Genomic DNA, 497 nt, shown 5'->3' on the forward strand with positions numbered 1-497 from the left:
ATTGTCGCCCCGTTCTTAAACCACTTAGCCCGTAAAACATGCCAAGGTTCGTGGGTTGCTTCATTTGAGTTTTTGGGTGGTTTGGTCGTCTTGTTTCTCTGGCTCAAAGTTGCTCTGGGTGTATTTGCCAATCAGCCAATAACCTTGGCAGTTGCCTCGGCAAATCGCCATTGTTCTGCGCTGCTTTTGCTAAGAAAGGGCGCTTGTTGAAACGTATCGAGTTGCCTCATTAGCAGGGAAGTGGGCTTACTCGTTGTTGGTTTGGCGCATCTGGCAGTCAAGTGAGTCTGAGCTTGTGATTTGGTTCAGAAATCTAGGTTTGCATTTCAGTTCTTTGCCAAGTAAATCAGTCGTTTGTGTTAAAACATAACAAAGCATTTAAGAAGGACTCAAAACGCTTGGCGATTTTAGTTCAAATCAGTTTTAGTGTTTATGTCACAATGGTTTAATTCAGGGGGATAGCGTTTTTCGCCCCTTAATGCGGCGTTATGTTTTAA

1 protein-coding gene is annotated in these 497 nt (G+C 43.7%); it reads left to right on the forward strand.

What is annotated here, in order from left to right:
- Positions 1 to 210: hypothetical protein (locus tag H2O73_RS21870; protein WP_220457691.1), on the forward strand; the 210-nt coding region annotated here is incomplete at its 5' end.
- Between the last annotated feature and the right edge of the window lie 287 nt (positions 211 to 497).

The sequence above is a fragment of the Vibrio marinisediminis genome (genome assembly GCF_014050145.1).
Lineage (GTDB): Bacteria > Pseudomonadota > Gammaproteobacteria > Enterobacterales > Vibrionaceae > Vibrio > Vibrio marinisediminis.